General features: G+C 48.4%; 3 protein-coding genes and 1 pseudogene. 3 read left to right on the top strand and 1 reads right to left on the bottom strand.

The annotated features are described in order from the left end of the window. The 3 genes from ACL7TT_RS20470 to ACL7TT_RS20460 form a co-directional block, all read left to right on the top strand. A partial coding sequence (locus tag ACL7TT_RS20470; protein WP_413398023.1) for an RHS repeat domain-containing protein occupies nt 1–1,743 on the top strand: 1,743 nt, incomplete at its 5' end. A gap of 2 nt (nt 1,744–1,745) precedes the next feature. Then, the gene (locus tag ACL7TT_RS20465; protein WP_299947429.1) at nt 1,746–1,958 is read left to right on the top strand and encodes a hypothetical protein; all 213 of its coding nucleotides are present in this window, start codon (nt 1,746–1,748) and stop codon (nt 1,956–1,958) included. Nucleotides 1,959–2,072: 114 nt separating this feature from the next. Beyond that, complete coding sequence (locus tag ACL7TT_RS20460) at nt 2,073–2,579, top strand: RHS repeat-associated core domain-containing protein (RefSeq protein WP_413398024.1); 507 nt, start codon at nt 2,073–2,075, stop codon at nt 2,577–2,579. A gap of 5 nt (nt 2,580–2,584) precedes the next feature. Here ACL7TT_RS20460 and ACL7TT_RS20455 read toward each other — a convergent pair. Further along, nucleotides 2,585–2,746, bottom strand: a pseudogene (locus tag ACL7TT_RS20455) (IS630 family transposase); the annotation flags it as partial.

Raw genomic sequence — 2,746 nt, 5'->3', positions numbered from 1 at the left:
GCCAGCGAAAACGCCCTGTTCAACTATGACAACACCGAAGATGGCAACAAAGGGGTAGGACGGCTCACCGGTTATAGCAATGACTCCGGTTCTACCAGCCTGACTTACGACGATCTGGGTCGTATCACCCGCCAGGATGACACCATTGCCAACTGGAGCTTCAACACCCGGTACAGCTACGATAGCCTTGGACGTGTCAGTAGCATGACCTACCCTTCCGGGCGCATTGTCAGCTACAGCCGCGATGTTCTGGGCCGCATCTCAGCGGTCAGCTCGCAGGAGAATGCTGGTGCCAGTGCCCGTACCATTGTCAGTAATATCCAATACCAGCCCTTCGGTGGTATCAGCTCCATGGAGTATGGCAATGGCATTACCCAAAGCTATAGCTACGATCTGGATGGCCGCCTGGAGACAGTAACAGCCTCCGGTATCGGTAATGTTCGCTCTGAGTTCTATACCTATGACCTGGCCAATAATATCACCGGTATAGCGGATAACCTGGATAACTCCAGGGATCGGGGCTTTATCTACGACAAGCTCAACCGCCTTACTGATGAGGGCTATGTAGAGGGACAGAACAGTTACCAGTACGATCCGGTGGGCAACCGCACCGAAAAGGAGGCTACCAGCACAGATAACAGCCAGAGCAGCACGGCCTATAGCTATGAGGCCAGCTCCAACCGCCTCACCAGCAAAGGTGGCAAAGACTGGGTAACCGATGCTGCGGGGAATACTATCAGCACGGGTGATGGGGCCAAGCAGTACACCTACAACCATGCCAACCGTCTCAAGACCTATAGCGAGGGCGACACACTCAAGGGCACCTACTACTACAACGCTCTCGGCCAGAGAGTGCGTACTGATAAAGCCGAGGGTAACCTGCTGCACTATGACTTGAGTGGCCAGTATCTGGGTGAAGCTACTATGGCTGCAGATGGCAGTGCTATCCAAAGCCGGGTTGATTATATTTACATCGACAATATGCCGGTAGCACAGGTAGAGATCAGCTACAGCGAAGGGGAGGTGCAGAGCGCCACACTGACCTATCTGCATACCGATCACCTCAACACCCCGCGTATCGGTACCAACGAGAGTGAAGCGATTGTATGGCGCTGGGATAGTGATGCTTTTGGAAAGTCTGAGCCTAATGCTGATCCGGATGGGGATAGCAATCAGACGGTAGTGAACCTGCGCTTTCCTGGGCAGATCAAAGGAGAGGAAGCACCGCATTATTACAACTACTATCGAGATTATGATCCAACCACCGGCAGGTATTTACAGAGTGATCCTATTGGGTTGGACGGGGGAATTAATACTTACGGCTATACTTACCAAAATCCCATCATGAATATGGATCCTGATGGAAGGCTGGTTTGGTTTGGAGTGCCAGCTTACATTTGGCTTGCTGGAGGAGCAGGATTAGCAGCTGGAGGAGCCTGTGTTGCCACCAACTGTGGCCAAGCCGCAGTAGATGCGGTATCAGATTGGACAAGCCCGCTTGATGATATTGGCCCAGATCCTTTAGATAATCCTGATGATGACACAGACAATTGTCCTCCTGATGAAACAGGTGATGATGATTTATGTTATAAAAGGTATTTAAATGACATATCAACCTGTAGAGCAATAGGAAGGTTAAGAGGTTTCGATAGGGCTCAAGCTTGCTATTCTTCTGCAACTGAAAGGCTGGCAGCATGTAGAACTGGCCGCCCCGTCCCACCATTGAACACATGGAATAATTAAAAGTGGAAAATTTTAAGCACTTAATAGAAGTCGATGAAGAATCTCATTCCATAAAAATATACAGAATTTATAATGGAGGAGAAAAGGAATTGTACACAGAGGCTAATCTACCGGAAATAGATAAAGATTACGATAAACTCAGGGAATTTTCCCAATCCTTGGGTGAAAGCATTTTGTGTGATTTTGCCTCTGTTAGAAAATTCTACGGTTTATGATACTAATCCAGATGCAATCGTTGGGGCAGCGATGCCTTCAGGTGGTTGACAGTGGGTACCGACCCGGACAACGATAACAATTCAACCACGGTCAACCTGCGTTTTACGGGATAGATCAAGGGAGAGGAAGTTCCGCGTTATTACAACTACTATCAGGACTATGATCCGAGCACCGGCAGGTATTTACAGAGTGATCCGATTGGGTTGGACGGGGGAATTAATACCTACGGGTACGCTGAGCAAAACCCTCTTTTTTACACCGATCCACAAGGTCTTGCTGCATGTGGCGGTATTTGTGTTGGTGCGGTCGTTCTAGGAAGAGCTGCTTATGTTGGTTATCGAGCCTACCGTACTACTAAAGCTTTACAGGGAGTTGTCGATGGATTAAATGATCGATCCCAAGAGGATGGAGTAACTGTCCCTTGGCCCCCAAAAAAGTCTGGCAAATATACGTGTATATGTCGTGCACAGAATTTAAACCGGAAAGAAGGTTGTCCACCTAAATTTGGCTATGGGTTTGCTATTGCTAACGATCCACGAACTGCAAGAAAGATGGCAGAGAATATGGCACGATCCAAAGTTGGTGGTTCTGATCACCATCATACTAGTGTGGTGTATTAAACTATTTACTGAAATGCAAGGGCCTGCCTAGCCCTTCCTACCTTCGCCAAAATTTCATCGACTGATTTTGTCCATACAAATGGCTTTGGAGCCTTGTTATGTGCATCGATAAACCCTGTGATAGCCTCCTCCAATTCTTTTACTGAAGTGAACACGCCGCGGCGTAA

The organism is Microbulbifer jejuensis, assembly GCF_047289955.1.
In the GTDB taxonomy this organism is placed as follows: domain Bacteria; phylum Pseudomonadota; class Gammaproteobacteria; order Pseudomonadales; family Cellvibrionaceae; genus Microbulbifer.
This window is presented reverse-complemented; position numbering and strand designations above follow the sequence as displayed.